21 protein-coding genes, 1 tRNA gene and 1 pseudogene are annotated in these 24,383 nt (G+C 65.2%); 19 read left to right on the top strand and 4 right to left on the bottom strand.

Annotated elements, in window-relative coordinates:
• The first annotated feature begins 244 nt into the window (after window positions 1–244).
• The 7 genes from ACZ50Q_RS19495 (at window position 245) to ACZ50Q_RS19465 (ending at window position 9,136) form a co-directional block, all read left to right on the top strand.
• Complete coding sequence (locus ACZ50Q_RS19495; RefSeq protein WP_092582232.1) at window positions 245–1,402, top strand: ATP phosphoribosyltransferase regulatory subunit; 1,158 nt, start codon at window positions 245–247, stop codon at window positions 1,400–1,402.
• Between the two features lie 76 nt (window positions 1,403–1,478).
• A complete protein-coding gene (locus ACZ50Q_RS19490; protein ID WP_056315722.1) occupies window positions 1,479–2,774 on the top strand; it encodes an adenylosuccinate synthase in 1,296 nt (431 codons plus the stop codon).
• Window positions 2,775–2,855: 81 nt separating this feature from the next.
• Window positions 2,856–3,398, top strand: a complete 543-nt coding sequence (locus tag ACZ50Q_RS19485) for a phosphoribosyltransferase (protein WP_076519917.1) — start codon at window positions 2,856–2,858, stop codon at window positions 3,396–3,398.
• Window positions 3,399–3,751: 353 nt separating this feature from the next.
• Window positions 3,752–3,964 (top strand): 30S ribosomal protein S21, encoded by a 213-nt coding sequence (gene rpsU, locus ACZ50Q_RS19480; protein WP_006218592.1) that lies wholly within the window; start codon window positions 3,752–3,754, stop codon window positions 3,962–3,964.
• Between the two features lie 19 nt (window positions 3,965–3,983).
• Window positions 3,984–6,059: a DNA primase gene (gene dnaG, locus ACZ50Q_RS19475; RefSeq protein WP_464079329.1), complete on the top strand. Its 2,076-nt coding sequence runs from the start codon at window positions 3,984–3,986 to the stop codon at window positions 6,057–6,059.
• 722 nt (window positions 6,060–6,781) lie between these two features.
• On the top strand, window positions 6,782–9,049 hold the full coding sequence (rpoD, locus tag ACZ50Q_RS19470; protein WP_092582229.1) for an RNA polymerase sigma factor RpoD: 2,268 nt from the start codon (window positions 6,782–6,784) through the stop codon (window positions 9,047–9,049).
• Between the two features lie 8 nt (window positions 9,050–9,057).
• Window positions 9,058–9,136: transfer RNA gene (locus ACZ50Q_RS19465), tRNA-Ile, on the top strand.
• Window positions 9,137–9,228: 92 nt separating this feature from the next.
• Here the strand turns inward: ACZ50Q_RS19465 and ACZ50Q_RS19460 are convergent.
• A complete protein-coding gene (locus ACZ50Q_RS19460) occupies window positions 9,229–10,017 on the bottom strand; it encodes an N-acetyltransferase (RefSeq protein WP_197685554.1) in 789 nt (262 codons plus the stop codon).
• 126 nt (window positions 10,018–10,143) lie between these two features.
• Here ACZ50Q_RS19460 and ACZ50Q_RS19455 point away from each other — a divergent pair, with 126 nt between their 5' ends.
• From ACZ50Q_RS19455 to ACZ50Q_RS19405, 11 genes and pseudogenes are all read left to right on the top strand, one after another.
• A complete protein-coding gene (locus tag ACZ50Q_RS19455; RefSeq protein WP_464079328.1) occupies window positions 10,144–11,637 on the top strand; it encodes a glycosyltransferase family 61 protein in 1,494 nt (497 codons plus the stop codon).
• A 331-nt stretch (window positions 11,638–11,968) separates the two neighbouring features.
• Window positions 11,969–12,235 carry a hypothetical protein gene (locus tag ACZ50Q_RS19450; protein WP_076521703.1) on the top strand — a complete coding sequence of 89 codons (267 nt, stop codon included), beginning with the start codon at window positions 11,969–11,971 and terminating at the stop codon, window positions 12,233–12,235.
• Window positions 12,232–13,650, top strand: coding sequence for a hypothetical protein (locus tag ACZ50Q_RS19445; RefSeq protein WP_464079327.1), 1,419 nt, complete (start codon window positions 12,232–12,234; stop codon window positions 13,648–13,650). The genes ACZ50Q_RS19450 and ACZ50Q_RS19445 overlap by 4 nt, the downstream gene beginning before the upstream one ends.
• Window positions 13,647–14,264, top strand: coding sequence for a TadE/TadG family type IV pilus assembly protein (locus tag ACZ50Q_RS19440; RefSeq protein ID WP_464079326.1), 618 nt, complete (start codon window positions 13,647–13,649; stop codon window positions 14,262–14,264). Before ACZ50Q_RS19445 ends, ACZ50Q_RS19440 begins: the two co-directional genes overlap by 4 nt.
• Window positions 14,261–14,998: a hypothetical protein gene (locus tag ACZ50Q_RS19435; RefSeq protein WP_464079325.1), complete on the top strand. Its 738-nt coding sequence runs from the start codon at window positions 14,261–14,263 to the stop codon at window positions 14,996–14,998. Before ACZ50Q_RS19440 ends, ACZ50Q_RS19435 begins: the two co-directional genes overlap by 4 nt.
• Before the next feature lie 44 nt (window positions 14,999–15,042).
• Complete coding sequence (cpaB, locus tag ACZ50Q_RS19430; RefSeq protein WP_464079324.1) at window positions 15,043–15,798, top strand: Flp pilus assembly protein CpaB; 756 nt, start codon at window positions 15,043–15,045, stop codon at window positions 15,796–15,798.
• Complete coding sequence (locus tag ACZ50Q_RS19425; protein ID WP_464079323.1) at window positions 15,795–17,156, top strand: type II and III secretion system protein family protein; 1,362 nt, start codon at window positions 15,795–15,797, stop codon at window positions 17,154–17,156. The genes cpaB and ACZ50Q_RS19425 overlap by 4 nt, the downstream gene beginning before the upstream one ends.
• A gap of 4 nt (window positions 17,157–17,160) precedes the next feature.
• Window positions 17,161–18,852, top strand: a complete 1,692-nt coding sequence (locus tag ACZ50Q_RS19420) for an ATPase, T2SS/T4P/T4SS family (RefSeq protein WP_464079322.1) — start codon at window positions 17,161–17,163, stop codon at window positions 18,850–18,852.
• On the top strand, window positions 18,849–19,694 hold the full coding sequence (locus ACZ50Q_RS19415) for a type II secretion system F family protein (RefSeq protein ID WP_464079321.1): 846 nt from the start codon (window positions 18,849–18,851) through the stop codon (window positions 19,692–19,694). The genes ACZ50Q_RS19420 and ACZ50Q_RS19415 overlap by 4 nt, the downstream gene beginning before the upstream one ends.
• Before the next feature lie 12 nt (window positions 19,695–19,706).
• The gene (locus tag ACZ50Q_RS19410) at window positions 19,707–20,579 is read left to right on the top strand and encodes a type II secretion system F family protein (RefSeq protein WP_464079320.1); all 873 of its coding nucleotides are present in this window, start codon (window positions 19,707–19,709) and stop codon (window positions 20,577–20,579) included.
• Window positions 20,576–20,809, top strand: a pseudogene (locus ACZ50Q_RS19405) (DUF192 domain-containing protein); the annotation flags it as partial. The gene ACZ50Q_RS19410 and the pseudogene ACZ50Q_RS19405, both read left to right, overlap by 4 nt.
• 6 nt (window positions 20,810–20,815) lie before the next feature.
• On the opposite strand, the gene ACZ50Q_RS19400 reads toward ACZ50Q_RS19405, so the two are convergent.
• Window positions 20,816–21,619 (bottom strand): BPSS1780 family membrane protein, encoded by an 804-nt coding sequence (locus ACZ50Q_RS19400; RefSeq protein ID WP_254792117.1) that lies wholly within the window; start codon window positions 21,617–21,619, stop codon window positions 20,816–20,818.
• Window positions 21,620–21,680: 61 nt separating this feature from the next.
• Window positions 21,681–22,649 (bottom strand): homoserine kinase, encoded by a 969-nt coding sequence (locus ACZ50Q_RS19395; RefSeq protein WP_464079319.1) that lies wholly within the window; start codon window positions 22,647–22,649, stop codon window positions 21,681–21,683.
• 216 nt (window positions 22,650–22,865) lie between these two features.
• On the opposite strand from ACZ50Q_RS19395, the gene dusA reads away from it, so the two are divergent.
• Entirely contained in the window at window positions 22,866–23,852 is a 987-nt protein-coding gene (gene dusA, locus ACZ50Q_RS19390; RefSeq protein WP_231952308.1) for a tRNA dihydrouridine(20/20a) synthase DusA, read from the top strand.
• Between the two features lie 37 nt (window positions 23,853–23,889).
• Here dusA and ACZ50Q_RS19385 read toward each other — a convergent pair whose 3' ends face one another.
• Window positions 23,890–24,348 (bottom strand): CBS domain-containing protein, encoded by a 459-nt coding sequence (locus ACZ50Q_RS19385; RefSeq protein WP_076521692.1) that lies wholly within the window; start codon window positions 24,346–24,348, stop codon window positions 23,890–23,892.
• Window positions 24,349–24,383: the final 35 nt, after the last annotated feature.

The raw sequence follows: 24,383 nt of genomic DNA, 5'->3' as shown, positions 1-24,383 counted from the left end.
CGAAAAGCCCCCTGGTTCTCCAAGGGGCTTTTCTGCATCTGGCGCGCGCCGTATCGTGCGTCCGTATTGGGGACGGGTTGCGGCCATGCGTGCGCCACCCGGCTGGCGCTGTCGGCCGAACCATGTACAATACCGCGTAAGCTAGAAAACATTCCGCAGCGGCTGAGCGGGCTTACGCCCCCTCAGCCGCTTTTTCGTTTGGGCGACGCCCACGCATCACTTGGCGTTATTCAGGTAAACATTCATGGGTAACTGGTTGCTGCCCGAGAGCCTTGCCGACGTACTTCCGGCCGAGGCCCGGCGCATCGAGGAATTGCGCCGCGAACTTCTCGATCTTTACCGTACTTACGGGTTCGAGCTGGTCGCGCCGCCCCTGGTCGAGTACATCGATTCATTGCTGTCGGGCACCGGCAGCGATCTGGATCTGCGCACCTGCAAGCTGGTGGACCAGCTCTCGGGCCGCACGCTGGGCGTGCGCGCGGACATGACTCCCCAGGTCACGCGCATCGACGCGCACTTGCTGAACCGCGCGGGCGTCACCCGCCTGTGCTACTGCGGCAACGTGTTGCATGCGCGGCCTTCGGACCTCTTGTCCAGCCGTGAATTGCTGCAGATCGGCGCCGAAATCTACGGCCACGCCGGATTCGAAGCCGACCTCGAAATCATCCAGCTCGTGCTGGAAACCGTTGCAATCGCCGGCGTGCGCAATCCGCGCCTGGATCTGTGCCATCCGGGCGTGTTGCGCGCCCTCCTGAAGTCCGACCCGGCGGCTGCCGAGCTGGCGCAGGACGCCATCCGGCTGATGCGCGACAAGGACGTGCCCGGTTTGGGCGAGCTCGCATCGCGGGCGCCCGGCATCCGACCGGAAACGCTCAAGGCGCTGCAATTGCTGCCCACCCTGTACGGCGGTCCGGACGTGCTGAAGACCGCTCGCCGGGAACTGCCGTCGTTGCCCGGCGTGGCCGAGGCGCTCGACGCGCTGCAGTCGCTGGTGGATGCCATGCCGAACGTGTCGTTCAGCGTGGACCTGGCCGATGTCGGCGGCTACGCCTACCACTCGGGCGTGAAGTTCGCCCTGTACGCCGAAGGTTGGCACGACGCGCTGGTCAGCGGCGGCCGCTATGACGACGTCAGTCGTGCATTCGGCCGGGCGCGTCCGGCGACGGGCTTCAGTCTGGATTTACGCAAGCTGGCGGCGGGTCTGCCGCCGGCGGAAAGGGCGCGAGCGGTTCGCGCGCCCTGGGGGCAGGCCCCCGCCCTGACCGAGGCGGTTCGCCGCTTGCGCCGGTCAGGGGAAATCGTCGTTCAGGTATTGCCCGGTCACGAGCAGGATCAGGACGAATTCGTTTGCGATCGCGAGCTGGCGCTGCAGGATGGCGTCTGGACGGTCAGAACGCTGTGACTAACTCCCTCTCGGAAACGAGGGGGCCGCGGGGAGATTTCCGGATTTCCCGAGAAACTCGATATTGATTCGTAACATGAGCAAGAACGTAGTCGTAATCGGCACCCAGTGGGGTGACGAGGGCAAAGGCAAGATCGTCGACTGGCTGGCGGAATCCGTCCAGGGCGTGGTCCGCTTCCAGGGCGGTCACAACGCCGGCCATACGCTGTGGATCAACGGCAAGAAGACGATTCTTCGCCTGATTCCGTCGGGCATCATGCATCCCGGTGTCACCTGCTTCATCGGCAATGGCGTCGTGCTGTCCCCCGAAGCCCTGCTCAAGGAAATCGAAGAGCTTGAGGCGGCCGGCCTGGACGTGCGCTCGCGCCTGCAAATCTCCGAGATCTGCCCGCTGATCCTCCCGTACCACGTCGCCATCGACAAGGCACGCGAAGCCCGCAAGGGCGAGGGCAAGATCGGCACGACCGGTCGCGGCATCGGTCCGGCCTACGAAGACAAGGTCGCCCGCCGCGCGCTGCGCGTGCAAGACCTCTTCAATCCCGCGCTGTTCGATGAAAAGCTCGCCGAAGTGCTGGATTACCATAACTTCGTGCTGACCCAGTACCTTGGCGCCGAAGCCGTGTCGGCCAACGAAGTGCGCGATCAGGCCATGGCGCTCGCCCCGGCCATCGCCCCGATGGTCAAGGACGTCTCCAGCAACCTGTATGCCATGCAACAGGAAGGCAAGCGCCTGCTGTTCGAAGGCGCCCAAGGTGCGCTGCTGGATGTCGACCACGGCACTTACCCCTTCGTCACCAGCAGCAACTGCGTGGCGGGCGCGGCCTCGGCCGGCGCCGGCGTGGGTCCCCAGCAACTGGATTACGTCCTGGGCATCACCAAGGCGTACACCACGCGCGTCGGTTCCGGTCCGTTCCCCACCGAACTGGTCGACGAGATCGGCACGCGCCTGGCCACGATCGGCAAGGAATTCGGTTCGGTCACCGGCCGTCCGCGTCGCTGCGGCTGGTTCGACGGCGCCGCCCTGAAGCGCTCGGTGCGCCTGAACGGCATTTCCGGCCTGTGCATCACCAAACTGGACGTGCTGGACGGTCTGGAAACCATCCAGCTCGGCGTCGGCTACCGCGTCAACGGCGAGTTCCGCGACGTGCTGCCCTATGGCGCGCACGCCGTGGCCCAGGCGCAGCCCGTCCTGGAAGAACTGCCCGGCTGGAGCGAGTCGACGGTCGGCATCACCGAGTACGCCAAGCTTCCCGCCGCGGCCCGCCGCTACCTGGAACGCGTGGCGGAAGTCTGCGGTGTTCCGATCGACCTGGTGTCCACCGGCCCGGACCGCAACGAGACCATTGTTTTGCGTCATCCCCTGAAGGGCTGACATCGGGTTATTATTCCCGAGGCCGCCGCCGGTCATACCGGCGGCGGCCTTTTCGTATTTTTGTGCAGGAGATGCTTGCCTATGAGCACGCCGACCAGTGACGATAGCCATCTGTGGGTAACGTGGGACGATTACAACCGCTTGATCGAGCGCCTTACTTTGCAGGTGCACCAGTCGGGCTGGAAGTTTGACAAGATTCTTTGCCTGGCGCGCGGCGGCATGCGCGTGGGCGACGTCATGTCCCGCATTTTTGACGTGCCGCTCGGCATCCTCGCCACCAGCAGCTATCGCGAGGCGGCAGGCACCAAGCAGGGCGACATGGATATCGCCCAGTTCATCACCATCACCCGAGGCACGCTGTCCGGGCGAGTGTTGCTGGTGGACGACATGGTCGATACCGGCAAGACGTTCAGCAAGGTCTACGACCACCTGAAGAGCCAGTTTGCCGACATCACCGAACTGCGCAGCGCCGTGCTGTGGTGGAAAGGCCATTCCCTAGCCACGCCCGACTACTACGTCGAAAAGCTGCCCACCAATCCCTGGATCCACCAGCCGTTCGAAGACTACGACAGCTTGCGTCCCCATCAATTGGAAGCCTGGATACGCAAGGGCTCCCAGGGCTAGCTGGTTTGGTCGAAGGGCGGTCCCGGCGCGCTGGGAAGCCCTTTCAGTAGTCAAACCACCTATGACCATGCTAGAATCGCTGGTTATCGCTAAACCGAACTTGGCTTGTTACTCTCTGGGTAGTCTTTGGGTAACGGAAACAGCCAGCTTAAACCCGGGTGATCGCATGCCTGGGTTGCGCTTTCAAGGTTCCTAGTTATCGCGGTACTAGCCTTTTGGTGGTTGGCTGGCCTGGTTGTCAGGTCCCGTCGCCAAAGGCCGTCTTCGCGTACCTGGGTCCGCGCAGCGTTGCTGGAAAAGCAAGCCAGGTTTGTCATCAACTTTTGTTACCCTACAAGCAGGCCAATTACTTTATGCCTATCGTTCGACTGAAGGAAAACGAACCGTTTGAAGCCGCTCTGCGCCGCTTCAAGCGCACCATCGAAAAGACCGGTTTGCTCACCGAGCTGCGTTCGCGCGAGTTCTACGAGAAGCCCACCGCCGAGCGCAAGCGCAAGCATGCCGCCGCCGTGAAGCGCCACTACAAGCGCATCCGTAGCCAACAACTGCCCCCGCGCCTGTATTGATTTCTGATTCCCGAATCTATTGATTCCAGAATCATTCATCCAGGATTTGCTCGCCCGAGTCGACGTCGTCGACATAGTCGGGCGATATGTGCAGTTGCGAAAGGGTGGGGCCAACTTGCTTGGCCTGTGCCCCTTTCATAACGAAAAAAGTCCCTCGTTCACTGTCAGTCCCACCAAGCAGTTCTATCACTGCTTCGGCTGCGGAGCTCATGGCAGCGCCATCACCTTCCTGATGGAACATACGGGCGCCAGTTTCCCCGATGCCGTGCGTACGCTCGCGGCATCGGCGGGAATGACGGTCCCCGAAGAAAACCGCAGTCCCCGTCAGCAGCAGGAATCCGCGCGCCGCAAGGCCGAGGAATCCCGGCATACGCAAGTGCTGGACGCCGCTCAGGCGCATTACCTCAAGCAGTTGCGCGCGTCGCCCGCTGCCGTGCGCTACTTGAAGCAACGTGGCCTCACCGGCGAAATCGCGGCGCATTTCGGCCTGGGCTGGTCCGGCACGGACAGGCATGGCTTGTCTCAGGTATTTCCCAATTACGAAGATCCCACATTGGTGGAGTCCGGGCTTGTCATCGAGTCCGAAGACGGGCGCCGTTACGACCGCTTCCGCGAGCGCGTCATGTTCCCGATTCGCAATGCGCGGGGAAGCCTCATCGGATTCGGCGGCCGGATTATCGGCAAGGGTGAGCCCAAGTACCTGAACTCGCCCGAGACCCCGCTGTTTTCGAAAGGGCAGGAGCTCTACGGACTGTGGGAAGCGCGCCAGGCCATCCGCCAGGAAGGGCAGGTCATCGTGGTCGAAGGCTACATGGACGTGGTCGGGCTGGCCCAGCAGGGCATCGCCAATGCCGTCGCCACGCTTGGCACCGCGACCACGCCGGATCATGTCAAGAAGCTCTTGCGCGCCAGCGACAAGGTGATTTTCAGCTTCGACGGCGACAAGGCCGGGCGGCGGGCTGCGTGGCGCGCCCTGCAGGCGTGCCTGCCGGTGCTCAGGGACGATATTGCGATCCGGTTCCTGTTCCTTCCTGCCGAGCACGATCCGGATTCCTACGTGCGCGAACTCGGCGCCGAGGCTTTCCGGGCTTGCCTGGCCGAAGCCGTGGCGCTGTCGCGCTTCCTGCTGGAAGAGCTGGCGTCGCGTCACAACATGACCGAGGCCGAAGGTCGTGCCAGTTGCCTGCACGAAGCCAAGCCCCTGCTGGCCGCCATCCCCGAATGTGCGCTGCGCGTGCAGATTGAACGCGAAATGGCCAAGCTGGTGCAGCTCACGCCCGAGGAGATGGCCCAGGTCCTGGCGCAGCAGCCCGCCAAACCCTTTGCGCCCGCCGGCCGGCCGGCGCAGGGGGCGGGCGAAGCGGCTGCAGCCGGCTCGCCGGGCTCCGATGGCGGCGCGCCCGACATGGGATATGACTTCGGCGGCCACGAATTCCACGACATTCCGGCAGACGAATCCGAATTCACGGATTATGGCCAGTATGCCTCGCACGGCGACGAGTCCATCCCCGGCGGCGGCGGCTGGCAGCAGGGCGAAAAGCAGGACTGGAAGGCCAAAAGTGACTGGAAGTCGAAGGGCGATTGGAAGGGCAAGGGCGATTGGAAGGGCGGCAAGGGTAACTGGAAGGGGCGCCGTGACAACGACGTCGGCGGCTTCGAAGGCCGCCGCACGATGCCGTCGCTGGCCAAGCGCCTCCTCAGTCTGCTGCTGGCCCATCCCGAGTTGGTCGATTCCATGGGAGACCAGCAGCTTGAAGTCATCGACCACGGCCCCCATCTAGGTCTTGTAAGGGACCTGATCATGCTGGCGCAATCCAGCGGGGCACGCCACGTCGGCGCCTTGCTGGAGGCGGCCGAACCGGATTCGGACCTTGCCACCGTGCTGAAAGGCCTGAGGGCGGACATCTTGTCGCAAGAGGATCTGCCGGACCCGCAGACGGAATGGGATGACGCGCTGCGGCGCATCGAGTTTGATTCGGCCAAGGTCGAAATGGCCAAGCTGGCAGCGGCGGGCCTGGCCACGGACGAGGCCCGCAAGCGCTATCTTGAGCTGTCCCGCCGCATGACCGTCTTGAAAGGTGCCGGCATGCGCTAAATGCGCTAAAATCAAAGGTTGTCCGCCACGTTGCGAGAGGCCCGGCAGGCAAGAGCAGGGGCCTCTGGATGACCAGCAGTAGCAGGAACTTGAAAAATGTAGGGTGGTATCCGGAATCTATTTTGGATGCCGTAATCTAATAATTATTGTGGCAAATTATTGTGGCCATTGGCGTGCCCATCGATGCGAGCGGATGTTCGATTGATGCTTAGGCACTCCGGTAGTTCCCGGTAGTTAGTTGAGCCCGTGGCGCTAGCGCCGACCAGAAAAAAGGAAAGCCTTCTTTTTCTTAATGGCTTAAAAAAAACGGGACGCGTGCGTCAATTTTGTTACATAGTTAATTAATATAGCTGAGCGGTGAATCGAGCAGTTCAGCGGCGGTAGTTCCGCGTGGCGTTAGTGGTTCGGGTGCTGTGTATACGTAGCCGCTTGGGGCAATGGCCCGATAAGCGAGCAAAGCCTATTTATAGGCAGGCAGCCCCGCCCGATGTCCGGAACCCCGTCGATGAATGAGGTCATGCACGCCATGCGCCATAACGGTATTGAACCGTAGGATGGCGCCCGGCGGGCTCGCAAGAGCTGGCGCTGTGAACAACGCAGCCGCGTGATCTCTGCCGATCCACCAGATTTACCCGTATTTCATGCCGCGCCGGGTCCTTGCCCGGCGGGGTGATATGCGGTGCAACATGCCCGAACGGGTTGCGACGACCACGGAAGCGACTATGACCAAATCCACCGGCAAATCCTCCTCTGCAATTGAAGCGGCCGAAACCCAGGCTGTGGCGCCCAAGCGCGCCGTCAGCATGGCCGCGGAAAAAGCGCCCGCCAAGACGGCGGTAAAGGTCGCCAAGCCCGCTGCCAAGACGGCTGTCAAAAAGGCGGCCAAAACGGCTGTTGCCGCGGACAAGCCTGAAAAGGTAACGAAGGCCCGCGCCAAGAAGGCCGAAGACAAGCTGGCCGACCTGGTCGGCAGTGCGCGTCCCGCCCCGAGCGGCCGCCGCCCGGGCCGCCCCGCCAAGAACGCCAACAACGATTCCGACGGCTTCGACGATCCGATGGACGGCGAAGGCGAAGTCCTGCCCGACCTGAAGCCGCCCAAGCGCGGCGGCAAGCGCGGCAAGGCGGATCCCAAGGATCTGATCGCCCGTGGCCCTGTCACGCCGGAAGAGTACGAAGCCCGCCGCAACCGCCTGAAGCAGCTCATCAAGCTGGGCAAGGACCGCGGCTACCTGACGTACGGGGAAATCAACGACCATCTGCCGGATGACCTGGTCGACGCGGAAGCGATCGACGGCATCATCAGCACCTTCAGCGACATGGGTATCGCGGTCTACGACCAGGCCCCCGACGCCGAAACCCTGCTGATGAGCGAAAACGCGCCGGTGGCGTCCAACGACGACGACGTCGAAGACGAAGCCGAAGCCGCGTTGACTACGGTGGATTCCGACTTCGGCCGCACGACCGATCCGGTCCGCATGTACATGCGCGAAATGGGTTCCGTCGAGCTGCTGACCCGCGAAGGCGAAATCGAGATCGCCAAGCGCATCGAAGACGGCCTGAAGCACATGGTCATGGCCATCTCGGCCTGCCCGACCACGATCAACGAAATCCTCGCCCACATCACGCGCGTGCGTGAAGGTCAGGCGCAGATCGACGAAGTGGTCGATGGCCTGGTCGATCCGGAAGACGGCGAAGAATATGCCGGCGCCGGCGTGACCGCCGACGAAGACGAGAGCGATGACGGCCCGGCGGGCGGGATGTCCAGCAAGCAGCTGGAAGACCTGCGCGTCAAGGCCCTGGCCAAGTTCGACGAGGTCGGCAAGCAGTTCGACAAGATGCGCCTGTCGTACGAAAAGGACGGCTACAAGTCCGACATCTACGTGCGCGCCCAGGAAGCCATCCAGAACGAGCTTATGGGTATCCGCTTTACCGCCAAGATGGTGGAGAAGCTGGCCGATACGCTGCGCAACCAGGTCGAAGAAGTGCGCCAGCTCGAGCGGGCCGTCCTGCACACGTGTGTGGACCGTGCCGGCATGCCGCGCCTGCACTTCATCAAGGTGTTCCCCGGCAACGAAACCAACCTCCAGTGGGTCGTCGACGAAGTGGCCGCCGGCCATCCGTACGCTGAAACGCTCGAGCGTCAGATCCCCGCCGTGCAGGAATTGCAGCAAAAGCTGATCGACCTGCAGACCCGCGTCGTGCTGCCGCTGAAGGACCTGAAGGACGTCAACAAGCGCATGGCCACCGGCGAAGCCAAGGCTCGCAAGGCCAAGCGCGAAATGACCGAGGCCAACCTGCGTCTCGTGATCTCGATCGCCAAGAAGTACACGAACCGCGGCCTGCAGTTCCTGGACCTGATCCAGGAAGGCAACATCGGCCTGATGAAGGCCGTGGACAAGTTCGAATACCGTCGCGGCTACAAGTTCTCGACCTACGCCACGTGGTGGATTCGCCAGGCCATCACGCGGTCCATCGCCGACCAGGCGCGCACCATCCGTATCCCGGTTCACATGATCGAAACGATCAACAAGATGAACCGCATCAGCCGCCAGATCCTGCAGGAAACCGGCGCCGAGCCGGATCCCGCGACCCTGGCGCAAAAGATGGACATGCCCGAGGACAAGATCCGCAAGATCCTGAAGATCGCCAAGGAACCGATCTCCATGGAAACGCCCATCGGCGATGACGACGATTCGCACCTGGGCGATTTCATCGAAGACACGTCCACGCTGGCGCCTTCGGACGCGGCGCTGCACGGTTCCATGCGCGACGTTGTCAAGGAAGTGCTAGACTCTCTCACCCCGCGTGAGGCCAAGGTTCTGCGCATGCGTTTCGGCATCGAAATGAGCACCGACCAGACCCTGGAAGAAGTGGGCAAGCAGTTCGACGTCACGCGCGAGCGCATTCGCCAAATAGAGGCTAAAGCGCTGCGCAAGCTGCGTCACCCCAGCCGGGCCGACAAGCTGAAGAGCTTCCTGGAAGGGCAGTAAATTTTTCCGGGCCTCTAGCTCATGCCTGGTTAGAGCAGCGGACTCATAATCCGTTGGTGCCGAGTTCGACTCTCGGGGGGCCTACCAAGCATAGACGCGGGTTGCGTGTTTTCACGCAACCCGCGTTTTTCTTTTGGCTGCAAAGAAAATAAGGGGAGGTTCCTGGAACCTCCCCTGCATCATTCTTCGGCCGCCCGCTTCATGGGACGGGCCGGCACGCCGGCCACGGTCGTTGACGCTTCCACGGGCTTGGTGACCACGGCGCCGGACGCGACGGTGGCCTTGCTGCCGATGCGCACGCCGGGAAGGAGCGTGGCTCCCGCGCCGACGAATGCGCCCGCTTCGACAACGGGGCCCGTGATGTGGTCGCCGAAGCCCGCCCGGATCAGGTTGTCGTTTGCCGTGCCGACCATGGTGCTGATGAAGACGTCTTCGGCGATCCGGGCGTTCCCCGTGATGTGGGTGTTGTCCATGATCTTGGTGCGGTCGCCGATGGAGGTGTCGTAATTGATGGTCACGTAGCGGCTGATGATGCAACGGCTGCCAATCGAACATTTTTCGCGCACGGACGCGCCGTCGCCCAGCAAAGTGTTCGAGCCAATGGTGACGTCGTAGAAGATGACGACATGCGGCCCGATCGAGCATTCGTCCTCGATCACGATTTTTCGTTCGAATTGCGGCTGGCGGGCGATCGCGCCGGCGCCTTTGGGCTCTTTGCCGATGAAAGCGCCCGGGAAGACTTCGACGTTGCGCCCGAGGTGGACGCCGTCGGCCATCACGACATGCGGGTGGATGATGGAGCCCTCACCGATAGTCACGTCGCCGATCACGGCGTAAGGTCCGATGACGACGTTCTCCCCAATGACAGCATTATTGGAAACAATCGCGGTGGGATGTATTTTGCTCATGGCCATAAGTTGTTGTGATAAAGCAAAAGTTTCAGTAGGGGCCAGCGTGGCGACTTCCATATCCTACCTCCAGTCGCGAGCGACTGTTCGTCAGGGGGCAGCGATATGTCGCGCGCCCTAGCGTGGAATGGGCGAGGCTTTAGCGTATATTGATTGTCATTCTTTTGCCATAAAGCCATGCGAAATATGGAGCAATTTCTCCGCCGCTGCGTCGTCAACGCCCTCAATTTCGTGGATGAGAAGTTTTATTTTCGGGAATACCCGGACGTTGCCGCATCGGGTATGAGTGCGGCGGAGCACTTTCACCGGTTCGGCCTGGCCGAGGGACGGCTGCCCAATCGGTTTCGCATGTGGTGGTGGCGAAGGCAACAGTACCGCTTGCTGCGAGTCAAGCCCGAGCGCCGGAAGCTCTACGATCCCGAAATGCCAGATCTGACGCGTGACGGCCTGTTCTACCTGGCGAGGACCGCGTCGGCAACGAAGCTGCATAAGATGATCCGGGAGATATTGATCGACGTCCCGCCGGATTCCCTGGTCTGCAAGGTGCTGCGGCGCGTGCGGGTCCAGGACGCGGGTGAAATGCGTCGTCTGCCTGGCCCGGCAAGCTTTGGTTTCATTGAGCCGCCGGTCTATGGAGAGATCGGGCGCCAGATCCATCGCGTGGTTGACGTCCCGGAGTCCTGGATCGCGACGGTGCGGCAGGCCTCTGTGATCGGCGGGTTCCAGGTCCTGAAGAACGACTGGCTTGTGCAATACGAACCCGCGGCCGACCAGCGCAAAGGCTTCGTGGCCGGTATCTGGCCGTTCCTGCACGTCGTGGGAAAAAGCCGCAATCGTGTCGTCGCCTGGTTTCGCTATGACCATGTTGAAAATCTGGAGGCGGGCATACTGCTGAGCGGGCGTTGCAGTCCGAACTATTTCCATTGGCTGATCGAGTATCTCCCGCGCGTTCAACTCGCCATGACGCAACTGGACAAGGTCCGTCCGCCCCTGCTGGTCGATGCGGACATGTACCCGCAGGAGTTCGAATCGCTGGCTGCGATCGCCGGGGACTGGCCGATCCACAAAGTGCGAAAGGCCACATTACTGCATGTGGGCACGCTGCATATCCCTTCGATTCCGACGTATCACCCGGATTCCATCGATACGCCGTTCTGGAAAGGGTCTGCGGTCAATGTCGATTCCCTCAAGTTCCTGCGCGAGCGCGCCTGGGCGGCGGCGGGCATCCCCGTGGACGCCGCTCCGCCGACGCGTCGCATTTATGTGGCGCGGCGGCAAGGACGCAATGTGACGAACGGCGAGGAAGTGGAAGCCGTCTTGCGCGGCCTGGATTTCGAAGTCGTGGACACGGCGGGCATGTCGTTCATTGAACAGGTGCGCCTCTTTGCTTCGGCGGCCGTGCTGGTGGGCGCAGTCGGCGCGGCGTTTTCCAATCTCGTGTTTTGCGATCCGCGGTGCAAGGTGATCTGCTTCGTATCGCCTTTCGGAAAAAGATATTCCATGCAGGCGAGCCTGGCGCAGTTTGCCGGCTGCGAGTACATGCTGATTGCCGGCCAGCATCCGCGATATTCGCCCGGCGCCGAAGATACCAACCGCGACGTCAATCTGCTGCAGGAATCCTTCGGCATTTCCAAAGACGACCTGGAGGGCGCAGTGCGCCACATGCTCGGGCGGCAATAGCCCAGGCGCCCTTGGCGATAAAACGCGGAGTCCAAATGGAAGAGCGCCCCAGCTCGAGATGAGTCTGAGGCGCTCCTGCCCGGCTTCGCACGCGATGGGTGTCAGACAGCCCGGCAATTCCAATCTACTGCTGGGTTGGGAGGCCGGCAATAGGGGAAACCCTTGCAATAAACGGGGTTGGATTGCGCAACTCCGGACGCGCGCGTTTCCCACGAAGGCGGCGTCCAGTCAACGCGCCGGGACAAATTTGTCCGCCTCGGCATCCACGAATTGTTGGCTCATCGCCCGCTGGCGACACTGTGCTCCACGTTCACTGCACGGGAGAGCAGACATGTCGGGGTATCGGAAGCGTCAATTGGGGCAGGGCATGACCGAGTACATCGTGGTCGTGGCCCTGGTTGCGGTCGCGGCGATCGCGGTCTACCAGTACTTCGGGCAAGTCGTGCGATCGCAGACTGCAGCGATGGCGCGCGAGCTCGCCGGCGAGGACGGCAGCTCGCAATCCCGATCCGCGCAGCAGGCGGCTCAGAAGGCTGCGGCGCAGACCAAGGCGCGATCGCTCAAGTCCTTCACCGGCAACGCCGAGAGCGCAAATTGAGCGCGCCTTCGCTCACGCTTCCCGACTCCCAGCGAGGCCAGGCCCTGGTCCTGGGCATGCTGGTCGCCGTGGTGGGGGCGGCGTCTCTCGTCGTCCTGTACAACCTGGGCCAGACCGTGGAAGCGCGCACCCGCCTGACCCATGCGGCGGACGCCGCGGCCTACAGCGGCGCGCTGGCGCAGGCCCGCGCCCTCAATGCCATCGCCTATGTGAACCGTAGCCACATCGCGCATCAGGTCGCCATGGCGCATCTGGTCACGTTGGGGGCGTCGGCGCAGTATCTCCATGCGCTGCAGGCGCAACGCCGCCGCGGCAACCCGCCGGGCAGCCTCATTACGATGCTCTTCGGCCCCGACGTGGGAGCAGCCTATCTGACGGCGCAAGCGCCGGCGGACGCCGAAAGCCGGCTGGCCCGCGCATTCGCGCAGCACGACCGCGTCGTGCATCAGGTCCTGGAAATGGCCGCCCGCGAGATCGTCGCGGATTTCTCCGCAGCCCGGGAGCGCGTGATGCGCAAGGTGCTCGCCGCCAATTATCCCGCGCATCCGGGCATCACCCGGGACGCAGGGGCGCCAGCGTCCCCCCTCACGCTGCGTCTGCTGGCAGACGCGTGGCCACGCTACACGGAACGCAACGCGGCAACGCGCAAGGCGGGCCTGAGGCCCGCCACCGAAGGCGCGGCGGCGCGATACGGCTTTCTGGACAGCCGCAGCCAGACCCGTCGCAATCCCTGGATGGTCAATCCACGGTGCCCCCTGCATCGCCACGAGCTTCGGCGGCGCGGGTCGACCTGGCTTGGACCGGATGGCCGGTGGGGCGCTCTGGACACGCAGTCCTATCACGCCTTGCGCTCGAATCGCTGGGTCGGTTGCTACTTCCGCGAGTACGCAATGGGGTGGGGAACGGTGCAGGGAGAAAAAAGTGGCGTGCCGAACGATGTGGAATACGTCGACGATGCCCCCGCGGATTTCTCGCAAGAGGATTTCTGGCGGTGGGTGGAGCAGTCCACGTCGTGGGACATTTTTGGTGGCGCCACCAACCCGATGGCGAATTCGTACGCGATGGCGTCGGCGCAGCGGTGGCCGGCAGGCGGCTTGCCTGCCTATCGCGAAGTCGCCGCGGCGCGCATCGCCTATCCATTGCGTTTCGCGGTGGCGGTCAGCCTGGACTCCGCGGTGCTGAAGACCTCCGATGCGGCCAGTGCCGTGGCCGCGCCGAAGGGACGTTTTCACTACGCCGCGCTGGGTCGGACGAGCGCCGTCAAGGTCAGCAGCGCAGCCGAAACGTACTTCACGCGTCCGGAGCGGCGCGCCGACGGCCGGCAGGAGCTCGCCACGCTTTTTCGGCCCTATTGGCAGGCTCGCCTGTCTCCGGTCACGCCGCAGGAAGCCCTGTTGGCCAGGAGCGCCCCATGATGAAGATACGGACCCGCCAAGACGGGCAGGCGGTGATCGAGGCGTTGCTGATGCTACCGCTCATGGCGGGTTTGCTGTGGGCGGTGTCGGGCATCGGCGCGCTGCAGTTCTCCGCCCAGCGCGCGACGCAGGCCAGTCGCCAGGCCGTCATGGCGGCGGCACGGGGGCAGCCGGCAGCGCTGTGGCGCGCGCCGGACGGGATGGACGTCGCCCGCGCCGCCCAGGTCTTGGCCGGCGTTGCCACGCCCCGTGCCGACACGTTGCAGGACGAGTGGTTCGGCCAGGGCATGAAGATGCTGTCCGCGGAGACCCGGTCCCGGCCGCGCCCGGGTGACTCCACGTTTGGCTTGCCGATCGTTCGTCACATCAGTGTGGCGAGCGGGGCGGGCCATGCGCACGGGGACGCCGATGCGCAACGCCGTGTCGCAGGCTCGGCTACCGGCTGGTTGCAGGCGAGCCGGACTTCGACGTCCGAGGCCGGGCGGATGCAAGGCTATGTGGATCGGGCGGATCGCCCATGGGGGCGCCCGTCGCTATCGCTGGACTGGTTGTCCGCGTGGGGGGATGTGGTGCCCGCCGACCGGCTGGCCAAGCGCTCGGAGGAAGGCAGATGAAAAAAGTCCGATCTGTACGGACGCCATGCGGCAGGCAGGCGCGCATCGCCGCGCGCACGTCCGGCGTCGTTCTTTGCGGCGTGTTGGGATTGTCGCCGCAAGGCGTGCACGCGTCGCCTGGGGTCACGCGCCTCGAGGACCTGCGTTTTCCCGCGGGGGCGCTGCGCGAACGCCTGGCGGATCGCCTGTGGCTGCACGGCATGCCGGCGGACGTGCTGGTGTTCGACGCGCCCCAAAGTCCCTCGGCCCTGGCGCGCACGCTGTCGGCGCAACAGCCTGCCTTGGCGGACCTGCACGTGCTCCCCGGCCAACTCATCCTGTCCGGCCACGTCGGCGCTGAGCGCTGGGTGGTGCAGATGGAAGGGGTGGGTGAGGATCGCACGGTGGGCAGCCTTTCGGCGATCAACGTGCGCGCGGCCCCGACAGTCGCTCGGCCCGCGTGGCTGCCCGAGGGCATGCGCGTCAAGTCGGACATGACCGCGATGGACGCCGGCGTCAAGGTGTCTGACCGCATCTGGCAGCATGCGCTGCCCCCTAAAGAACTGGCCGACCTGCTCGATGCGGGCCTGCGGCGGGCCGGTTGGTCGCCGGAGCGCGATGCGGATGCGGCCCTGCCGGCGGTACGCCCTGGCGGCGCGGGACAGTGGTGGACGCGCGAGCGCGAACGCATGAAGCTGTGGCTGGTTCCCGTGGAGCGCGGCAGCGGGGTGCGCGCCGTCGGGTGGGCGCCATGAAGGCCTGGATCATTGGCGGTGCTGCTCGCTTGAGACGGACCGGCGTGTACGGATTGGCCCTGCTTGCCGGCCTGGTCGCGGCGTGGGCGGTGCGCGAACACGTACAGCAGCGCGTGCAGGCGCTGGAGGCCGAGGCGCGCACGCCGGTCGTAAGCCGGCTCGTGGCCGCCTACGACCTGCCGGCAGGCACGTTGCTGGAAGAAGTGCACCTTGCCGTACGCCAGATTCCCCAGCCCTGGGCGCCCGGCACCAGCGTCGATCCCATGGATCTGGGCAGCGTGCTCGGCGCCACGCTCATCGCCGACGTCGCGCATGGCGAGCCGTTGTTGAGGAGCTTCATGACCTTCACCGCGCCGGCTCCCTCGCTGGCCTCGCGGCTTCGGGCCGGCCAGCGTGCGCTCACCGTGGCGGCGACAGACCTGGGCGGACTGGGCGGCATGCTGAGGGCCGGCGACGCGATCGACATCTATGTCACCTTCAATCATCGCCAGCGTGAGGTCACGGTTGCGGTGCTGCAGGGAATGCGCGTGCTGACCGTGGCGGATACCGACGGGGCGGGCAATATCACCTTGGCGGCCACGCCGGAGGAAGCCATGCGCTTCATCGCCGCGCGGCAGGCCGGCGCGCTGACCGCCATGCTGCGTCATCGCGATGACGCAGCGCCCGTCAATCCTTCCGCGCAGAGTGACCTGGCGTCGCTCATCGGGCTGGACCCAGACCCCAAGCCCGCGCCCGGCGTTGCCATTCTCTATGGGGACCGCCTGGACGCCCGCGCAAGCTTCGACACGGAGCGGCCATGATCCGAATTCGATTCATTCTTGCACTTGGTCTCAGCCTCGCCATCCCGCCTGCGTGGTCCGCCACTGAAGCCTTGGAAATGCAGGTCGGGGAAACGCGCGTCCTGCCGCATCCCGGTGTGCGGCGGGTGGCAATCGGCAATGGCCAGGTGGTCAGCGCGGTCGCGGCGGAAGGCCGCGAGGTCGTGGTGTTCGCGCGCGCCGAAGGCGTGTCGTCGGTGCATGTCTGGGCGGGCCGCGACCGCATTGCTGCCTATGAGTTGCGTGTTGTTCCGGCGGGCACGCCGAGACTGCGCGACGAAGTGCAGAGCCTGTTGTCGCGTATTCCCGGGGCGCGCAGCTCAAGCGTGGGCGGCCGCATCCTGATCGAGGGTGATGATCTTTCCGATGACGACCGTTCCCGCATTGCGGCGCTGGCGCAGCGCTATCCGGATGTCGTGGACTTCACCGGGCAGGTTGGGTGGGACCGCATGGTGCTGTTGGATGTCCAGGTGGTCGAAATTCCTACATCCAGGTTGCAGGAACTTGGCGTGCGGTGGGACGGCATGACGCAGGGGGGCGTCAATGCGGGGCTGGCCTGGGACGCGGGGTCCCGAGGCCGCATGGCCCGTCCGGGTGAACAGATCATCGAGACGGCGGCGCCAGCGTCGGCGGCCGCGGGGTACTTCGGCATAAACGCCTTGCTCTCTGCGCGTATCGCGGCGCTGGCTCAAACGGGCGAAGCCGTCATGCTGGCGCAACCTCAGCTTCTTGCCCGCAGCGGCGCCAGCGCCACCTTTCTTGCCGGCGGCGAGGTGCCTTATGCGTCCACCGACGCGCGCGGCAATCCGACCACGCTGTTCAAGCCTTACGGCGTGTCGCTGAACATCACGCCTCGGATAGACCGCAACGGCGTCATCCGGTCGTTGATCGAAGTGGAGGCCAGCTCGATCGACACGTCGCTGAGCCTGCCGGGCGGCCCGGCGTTGCGTACCCGGCGTGCGTCCACCGAGTTCAACGTGCGGTCCGGCAACACTCTGGTCATCGGCGGATTCCTGTCGCGCGAACAGGGAAATGACGTCAGTGGCTTGCCGGGCTTGCAGAACATTCCCATCCTGGGCGCATTGTTCTCCTCAAGTCGCTATCAGCGCCGCGAGACCGAACTGGCGATCTTCGTGACGCCGAAGATCGTGTCGCAAGGCGAGCAGGCCATGGCCGACCGCGTGCGGCGCGGGCGCGAGACACTCCAGGCTGCGTTTCCGGATCCCCCACGGCTGGGAACGGTGGCGCCCGCCGATGCGCCGGGTTGGGATCCTTACTCCGGTGTGGGTTCGCAGTGGGCTGCATCTTGGCCGCACCCCAGTTCCACCTTGCCGGAGTGACGCAATGCTCAAGATCGAACTGACCTTTGAGGACGCGGCCGAGCACCGGCTCGAACTGCCCGTGCCGGTCTTGATAGGCAGGGGCGCCCATTGCGCATTGCGCATCCCGACCTGGAGAGTCGGGCGCCAGCACGCCCGGCTTCTACGCGAAGACGACGCCATTGTGCTCGAAGACCTGGGCACGCTGGCGGGCACGATGGTCAACGGCGCAAGGGTGGTGCGGCACTCGCCCGTATTGCCCGACGACGAGATCCTCATCGGGCCGTGTCGGCTGCGCGTATCGGCCGCGACGCCGCATGAGGTGCCTTCGGCCGGCGCCCCGGGAAGCGCGCCGGTCATCGCTGAGCCCGCTGTCGCGCGGTCGCTGGCGGTAGCGGGCAGCGTCGCGCCGGCGATCGCCGTGCCGTCCGTGCTGCACCGGCTGCACGACCGCCGCCGCCTGCATGCGGCCTTGCTGGGCGCACTGGACCTGCGTCGGCGCGACGTGGCGGGCATGAGCGACAGCATGCTGCGCGCGGAAGCCGAACGTCTGCTCACCCAGATCGTGGCTGCGGACGCCGATCTGCCGGCGCAGGCCGACAAGGCCGCCCTGTGCCGCGAGGTGCTGGATGAAGCCGTGGGCCTGGGGCCGCTGGAGCCTCTGCTCGCAGCGCCCGACATTACGGAAATCATGGTCAACCGCTACGATGAAATCTATGTCGAGCGGGCCGGCCGCCTGTGGCGTGAGCCGGCGGTGTTCACCAGTGAACAGTCGGTGCGCTGGGTGATAGAACGCATCGTGACGCCGCTGGGCAGACGCATAGACGAAAGCTCGCCGATGGTGGATGCGCGGCTGCCCGATGGATCGCGGGTGCACGCCATCATTCCTCCCGTGGCCATGAAAGGGGCCAGCCTGACCATACGAAAGTTCCCGCAGCGGCGGCCGCAGATGCCCGACCTGATTGCGCTCGGCGCGCTGAGCAACGAGATGGCGCAGTTTCTTGCGCTGTGCGTAAGGATGCGCAAGAACCTGGTCGTCTCGGGCGGCACCGGTGCCGGCAAGACGACCTTGCTCAATATCCTGTCCAACGAAATTCCGGACGCCGAGCGCGTGGTCACGATCGAAGACGCGGCGGAGCTGCGCCTGAACCATGAAAATCTGGTGGCGCTCGAGGCGCGTCCGGCCAACCAGGAGGGACGTGGCCGCATCGACATTCGCGAACTGGTGCGCAACGCGTTGCGCATGCGGCCGGACCGCATCGTCGTGGGCGAATGCCGAGGCGCCGAAGCGTTCGACATGCTGACGGCCATGAACACGGGCCACGAAGGCTCTCTCACCACGCTGCACGCCAATTCGCCGCGCGATGCGCTGGGCCGCCTGGAGGCCATGGTACTCATGGCCGGACTGGACCTGCCCTTGTCGGCGGTTCGTGAGCATATCGCCGCCAGCGTGGACCTTGCCGTGCAGCAGGCGAGGCTGGCGGACGGACGCCGCATCGTGACATCCATCGTCGAGGTGGTCGGCATGGAGAGCGGCCGCATCCAATTGCAGGAATTGTTCCGCTATGACCGCGCGCGGGGTTTTCAGGGGTGCGGCGCGCTGCCCAGTTTTGCGCGGGAGTGGGCGGAGCAGGGCGTGAGCCTGGATGGGGGATGGTTCTCGGATAAGGGGGCCCTCGCCGTCGATTCCTCGGCCTTTTCGCAGGGGTTGGCGTGATCTGGCTCGCGGCGGCGGCCGCCATGCTGTGCGCCGGCCTGCTGGCGTGGCGCGCGCAGAGCTGGTTCGCGCCCGCGCTTCGGCGATATCGCGAGGTCTACACCCAGGAAGCGGGTGTGCGGCTAAGTGAGGTGTTCCTGTTCATCGATCCCGGGCAGTTGTGGGTGGGCGCCGTGGGCTGCGGGGTGGTGGCGGCGGGGGTGGCCTTCTCGGCAACCGGCAGCGGCCTGGTGGCGGCGCTGTTTGCCGTGCTGGCATCGCGCGTGCCGCGGATGGTCGTGGATGGACTGCGGCGCCGGCGCGCCCGGCGCTTCGAGGAGCAACTGCCCATGGCCCTGCTGATGCTCGCCTCCGCGTTGCGCGCCGGCGTGGCATTGACGACCGGGCTGCGGCATGTGGTTGACCAGAGCGGGGCGCCGCTCGCGCAGGAGTTCGGCTTGATCCTGCGCGAGCAGCGGCTGGGTGTCTCCTGGGATACCGCGCTCGATAACCTGCATACGAGGATGCCCGCCGATTCGACGTCGCTGGTGGTGGCGGCCATGCGCATCGCTGCCAAGACGGGCGGCAACCTGGCGGAGGCCCTCGAAAGCATTGCCCAGACATTGCGGGCTCGCCTGCAGTTGCAGGCCAAATTGCTGGCGCTGACCTCGCAGGGACGGCTGCAGGCCTGGATCGTGGGCGCGCTGCCCTTGGCGCTGCTGGCGGTGCTTGACCGGCTGGAGCCGGAAATCATGGGGCTGCTCTGGCACACGCCCATGGGGTGGGGCGTGCTGGCGATCGTGGCGGTGCTGGAGACCGCGGGCGTGTTGCTGATCCGGCGCGTCATGCGGATCGATATCTGAAGGGGAACGGGAATGTGGCTTTATCTGGGCATGGTCGCGGCGGCGGCGGGGACGGGCTGGCTTGCCTGGGTGCTGTTGAAACCATTGTTGGCGCAGGAACCGGAAGCTGCCCGCGCCATGCCGTGGTGGTGGCGGGCGGCGTGGCCCTGGATCGCGGCGGTGGCGCCGCTGGCAGGGCCGCTGTGTTCCTGGCGCTGGCGGTCGCGGCTGACACGGCTGATCGAACAGGCCGCCTTGCCGGCGGGCGTCGGCTACGCGCACATCGTGGCGCTGTGTGGCAGCGCTGCCATCGCCGCCGGCGGCATTGGCGCGGCCGCCGCCGCGGCGCTGGCGCCCGCCGGGAGCATCGTGTGGATGCCTGGGGCGGGCGCGGCGGGGTTGGTAGCCGGAATCGCGCCGGCGCTGTGGCTCAAGGGGCTGGGCACGAAGCGGCGGCTTGCCATCGAACGGGACCTGCCTTTCGTGTTCGACATGATGACGCTCTGCGTCGAAGCCGGTTTGGGCGTGCAGGGCGCACTGCAATTGGCCGCCCAGAGCGGGCCGCCCGGGGTATTGCGCGATGCGCTCGGAGATGCATTGGCCGAGATGCGCGCCGGCGTGTCCAGAATCGCCGCGATCAAGGCGCTTGCCGACCGGAGCAACAGCCCGCTTGCGCGCAACTGGGCGGCGGCGCTGGCGCAGGCGGAATCCTTGGGGGCCAGCCTGGGGCCGGTCCTGCGGGCGCAAGCGGCGCAGTGCCGCAGCGAGCGGCATATGCGTGCGGAGCAACTGGCCATGCAGGCGCCGGTAAAGATGCTGTTGCCTTTGATCGGCTGCATCTTTCCCTGCACGTTCATCGTGCTGGCCTTTCCCATCGCGGTCCAGTTGCTGCAAAGCGTGCAATGAGCCGGCCGGCACCCTTGCCAGAAGGGCGTCTGCGCCTGCTGGCCGTCAGGCGCTGGCAGGGCCGGATGCGGGGACTGCTGGTGCGCGTCGCGCCCAGCCCGCGGACTGGAATCCTGCTGATGCCGTGCGCCGCGGTGCACACCTTCGGCATGCGTTACGCCATCGACGTGGCGTTCATCGGCCGGGGCGGCCAGGTGGTGGCGTTGCGCCGGGCGCTCGGGCCGTGGCGCGTGGCGCTATGCCTGCGCGCTGTTGCCGTTGTCGAAATGCGTGCCGGCGCTATGGATGCCGAACACGGAGGTGTACGCCGGATAGAAGCTGCAGTAAAGGACGCCACCCGCCGCAATGTTGAATGGAATCTGCAGGGTGCCCGCCAACTGCGGCGACAAACCGATGGCGACCAGTAACCCGGCGCACAGGTCGATGAAGAGGAACACCATGATCCAGCAGGCGCCGTAGACCAGGAACGGCAGCTTGTTGCGCCAGCACGCGATGCCCGAAAAGAACAGGGCCTGGGTCAGGCGCAGGCCGTGCCAGGCCACCAGCACGGGTGCATGCCAGAACAACGCCGCGATCACTACATAGCAGATCGCGAACAGCATGAGCGGCAAGGCCATGGCCGACAGGATGGGCTCCACGCTTTGCTCGACCGAAGCGATGCGTATGCCCTCCATCATGGCGTCGGTGAAAGGCAGGAAGATGAGCAGGCCCGTCACCAGGCACAGCCCCGCATAAAGCGCGCCCATGAGAAACAGCTTTCGGAAAACGCCCGGCTGCTTGAGCGGTTTGCCCCACATGGACGGCAGCATGACGCGATCGGCCTCTACGTGCTTGCACGCCGACAGCGTCATCAGGGTGATTATGGGCATCAGGGCGACGACCAGCATCGGACCCACCGGCGGGGTAGCGGACGCGAAGACGACCAACAGGCTGATGGCCATGGCCCAGGTGAACATGGCCAGGGGTTGCTTGCGGAACAGACGGAAACCGTCGCGGACCCAAAGCCAGCCGGACGTCGCGGGTAGAAATGCTGCTTGCATGGCTCTCTGAAGGGGAGTTCTCTCAAGGGGGGCGCTGTTCCCATTATGGGGGGCGTAGCGGTTACGGCAAGGTTGGCAAGGCCGAGCGGTGGCGTGCTTGCAACACTCGTTCGAAATGGCGCGGGTCGTGCGGCTTGAGGGTCTGGGCCGGCCGCGGCAGGTAGAAGTCATACAGGCGGGACAGCCAGAAGCGCAGGGCGGCCGCGCGCAGCATCAGCGGCCAGACTTCCCGCTCGGCGTCGGTGAATGGGCGCACGGAGGCGTAAGCCTTTAGCCAGGCCTGCACCAATTCAGGGACGAATTCGCCGGTGTCGCGCTCGATGCACCAGTCGTTGACGCTCACGGCCACGTCGAACAGCCACGTGTCGCAGCCCGCGAAGTAGAAGTCGATGATGCCGCCCATGAGCGGATCTTCGAACGTGCCGGCGAAAAGGACGTTGTCGCGGAACAGGTCGCAGTGTGCCGGTCCGGTCCGCAGGGCCTGCCAGGCGGGGGTCGAGGTAACGGCCTGCTGCGCGGCCAGTTCGGCCGTCAGCAGCTCGGCCTGGGCCGGGCTGAGAAAGGGCATGACCTTGGGGGCGGTCTCCAGCCACCAGGACAGCCCGCGCAGGTTGGGCTGGCGGATCGGAAAGTCCTGCGCCGCCACGTGGGCGCGCGCCAGGGTGGCGCCGGCCAGCGCGCAGTGGGCGGGACCGGGGGCCGGCTCGTAGCCGCCGGGCAGGCGAGACACGATGGCGCAGGGCTTGCCGTGCAGGGTGGTCAGCCGGGTGCCGTCGCGCAATGTCTGGGGCTGGGGCACGGGGATGCCGCGTTCCGCCAGGTGGTACATCAGCTCGATGTAGAACGGCAGTTGGGCATGCGTCAGCACTTCGAACAGCGTCAGCACGTATTCGCCGCGCGTCGTGTAAAGAAAATAGTTGGTGTTCTCGATACCCGCCGTAATGCCTCGAAGCGAGACGAGCTCGCCCAGATCGAAATGCGCCAGCAGGGCGCGCGCGTCGTCGTCGGATACAGAGGTGAATACGGCCATGGATCTACGGTGTGAAGGTTAACGGACGCGCGGACAGGCGTGCACGGCGGCGGCGCCGCAATTTTAGACCACATGGAGGGCGGCCCCTGGGCCGCCGTCGGACGACCGGATGGCGGCCGCCGGGCACAATGTCGCCAAGCACCGTAAAATACCGCATCCCCTTGTTTTGTAGAGTGATTCTTGGACTCCCCCGACTGGCGGCTTTGCGTCGCCCCGATGATCGACGTCACCGACCGTCACTGCCGTTACTTTCACCGGCTGCTGGCGCCACGCGCTCGCCTGTACACCGAAATGATCACCACGGGGGCGCTGCTGCACGGCAACGTCGCGCGCCACCTGGAGTTCGACGAGGCCGAGCATCCCGTGGCCTTGCAACTGGGCGGCAGCGAGCCCGATGCGCTGGCCCACTCGGCCAAGCTGGGCAAGCAATGGGGCTATGACGAAATCAACCTGAATTGCGGCTGCCCGTCCGAGCGCGTGCAGAAGGGCGCGTTTGGCGCCTGCCTGATGGCCGAGCCGGCGCTGGTGGCGGACTGCATGAAGGCCATGCAGGATGCCGTGGACATTCCCGTTACGGTCAAGCACCGTCTGGGACTGGACTACGACGAATCCTATGAATTCGTGCGGGATTTCGTGGGAAAGATCTATGACACCGGCTGCCGCGTCTTCATCGCGCACGCCCGCAACGCGGTGCTCAAGGGCCTGTCGCCCAAGGACAACCGCGAGATTCCGCCGCTGCGTTATGACGTGGTCGCGCAGCTCAAGCGTGATTTTCCGGATTGCACCTTCGTGCTCAATGGCGGGCTGGCCGATGCCGGGCAGTCCGTGAGCGCCGCGCAGACCTTTGACGGGGTGATGCTGGGACGCGCCGCCTGGCACACGCCGCGCGTGCTGTCGGAAGTGTCGTTGCAGTTATGGCCGTCGGTGCGGCTGCCCAGCGACGCGCAGGTCGTGGACGCCATGACGGAATACGCCGCCCGCCAGGTTGCCAAGGGTGTGCCGCTGCGGGTGATGACCCGTCCGATGCTGGGCTTGGTGAACGGACAGTCTGGCGCGCGCCGTTGGCGCCGGATGCTGTCGGATCCGGCCCTGCTGGCTGCGAACAATCCGGAGCTGATCTACGACGCGTGGCGCAGCCAACGCCATGCGCCGGGCTCAGGCGCGCACGACGCGGCTCGCGAGGCCGCGCCGGCCGGGATGTAATTCCCGCGGCAGGCCGCAGCGAGGGCGCCCGCGGGGCTCAGGACTTGGCGGGTTCGGCGCTTTCGGCGGGCCAGTCGCGGATATACGCCTTGAGCATGTTGTTTTCGAACTGCTGGGCGGCGACGATGGCCTGCGCCATGTCATAGAACGAAATCACGCCCATCAGCGTGGGACCGTCCATCACGGGGATGTAGCGCGCGTGCTTTTCCAGCATCAGGCGCTGCACTTCGTCGGCGCTGGTGTTGGGCGACACGCTGACCGGGGCGTCGTCCATGATCGAACGGATGGTCGTATCGCCGGCCCCGCCATGCGCATGCATGTGGCGGATGATCTCGCGGAACGTGAGCATGCCGGTCAGGGTGCCGAATTCCATGATGACCAACGAGCCTATGTCCTGCTCGCTCATGGTTTGCACGGCCTGCGCCACGGGCATGTCGGGCGACGCCGTATAGAGCGTGTCGCCCTTGACGCGCAAAATCTCACTGACCTTCAACATCGGAATCTCCTGGGGCGGACTGCGCCCATATGCTT

Source organism: Achromobacter sp. T5-5, assembly GCF_055397965.1.
Note: the sequence above shows the minus strand (reverse complement) of the source record. Positions and strands in the feature narration are given on the sequence as shown.

What these genes read in the sequence shown, in the direction of transcription:
- ACZ50Q_RS19440 (WP_464079326.1), top strand. Translation starts at nt 13,647, where the DNA reads ATGATGAAGATACGGACCCGCCAAGACGGGCAGGCGGTGATCGAGGCG.
- ACZ50Q_RS19490 (WP_056315722.1), top strand. Translation starts at nt 1,479, where the DNA reads ATGAGCAAGAACGTAGTCGTAATCGGCACCCAGTGGGGTGACGAGGGC.
- dusA (WP_231952308.1), top strand. Translation starts at nt 22,866, where the DNA reads ATGATCGACGTCACCGACCGTCACTGCCGTTACTTTCACCGGCTGCTG.
- ACZ50Q_RS19435 (WP_464079325.1), top strand. Translation starts at nt 14,261, where the DNA reads ATGAAAAAAGTCCGATCTGTACGGACGCCATGCGGCAGGCAGGCGCGC.
- ACZ50Q_RS19425 (WP_464079323.1), top strand. Translation starts at nt 15,795, where the DNA reads ATGATCCGAATTCGATTCATTCTTGCACTTGGTCTCAGCCTCGCCATC.
- ACZ50Q_RS19450 (WP_076521703.1), top strand. Translation starts at nt 11,969, where the DNA reads ATGTCGGGGTATCGGAAGCGTCAATTGGGGCAGGGCATGACCGAGTAC.
- rpsU (WP_006218592.1), top strand. Translation starts at nt 3,752, where the DNA reads ATGCCTATCGTTCGACTGAAGGAAAACGAACCGTTTGAAGCCGCTCTG.
- ACZ50Q_RS19485 (WP_076519917.1), top strand. Translation starts at nt 2,856, where the DNA reads ATGAGCACGCCGACCAGTGACGATAGCCATCTGTGGGTAACGTGGGAC.
- ACZ50Q_RS19420 (WP_464079322.1), top strand. Translation starts at nt 17,161, where the DNA reads ATGCTCAAGATCGAACTGACCTTTGAGGACGCGGCCGAGCACCGGCTC.
- ACZ50Q_RS19460 (WP_197685554.1), bottom strand. Translation starts at nt 10,017, where the DNA reads ATGGAAGTCGCCACGCTGGCCCCTACTGAAACTTTTGCTTTATCACAA.
- ACZ50Q_RS19410 (WP_464079320.1), top strand. Translation starts at nt 19,707, where the DNA reads ATGTGGCTTTATCTGGGCATGGTCGCGGCGGCGGCGGGGACGGGCTGG.
- ACZ50Q_RS19495 (WP_092582232.1), top strand. Translation starts at nt 245, where the DNA reads ATGGGTAACTGGTTGCTGCCCGAGAGCCTTGCCGACGTACTTCCGGCC.
- ACZ50Q_RS19455 (WP_464079328.1), top strand. Translation starts at nt 10,144, where the DNA reads ATGGAGCAATTTCTCCGCCGCTGCGTCGTCAACGCCCTCAATTTCGTG.
- ACZ50Q_RS19400 (WP_254792117.1), bottom strand. Translation starts at nt 21,619, where the DNA reads ATGCAAGCAGCATTTCTACCCGCGACGTCCGGCTGGCTTTGGGTCCGC.
- rpoD (WP_092582229.1), top strand. Translation starts at nt 6,782, where the DNA reads ATGACCAAATCCACCGGCAAATCCTCCTCTGCAATTGAAGCGGCCGAA.
- ACZ50Q_RS19395 (WP_464079319.1), bottom strand. Translation starts at nt 22,649, where the DNA reads ATGGCCGTATTCACCTCTGTATCCGACGACGACGCGCGCGCCCTGCTG.
- ACZ50Q_RS19385 (WP_076521692.1), bottom strand. Translation starts at nt 24,348, where the DNA reads ATGTTGAAGGTCAGTGAGATTTTGCGCGTCAAGGGCGACACGCTCTAT.